This is a genomic window from Erwinia sp. PME.40.26/001, from assembly GCF_055556675.1.
The window spans coordinates 1-245 of the sequence record NZ_JBVHNP010000368.1 but is presented as its reverse complement, the minus strand read 5'-3'; the positions used below and the strand labels follow the sequence as shown (position 1 = coordinate 245).

The following is a 245-nucleotide window of genomic DNA, read 5'->3' as shown; positions in this document are numbered from 1 at the left end:
CACATCCTCGCCCAGACGAATCGTCACGCTCTGGCCAGCATGAGCCACATCAAGGTTGCCATTGGGCCCAAGGATTTCAGTCACAGTGGCACTGATCCTGGCGGGCTGCACGGTAATCGTGTCACCCACTGCCACACTGCCTGACTCAACACGGCCCATATAGCCACGAAAATCATCCGCGGATGAACCATCCTGACGCGCCACAATCTGTACCGGAAAACGGAATGGCGCCGCTTCTTGCTGAG

At 57.6% G+C, this 245-nt stretch carries 1 protein-coding gene; it reads right to left on the bottom strand.

Features of this window, described 5'->3' with window-relative positions:
* Positions 1 to 245: EF-Tu/IF-2/RF-3 family GTPase (locus ACZ3HG_RS24575; protein WP_465335113.1), on the bottom strand; the 245-nt coding region annotated here is incomplete at both ends.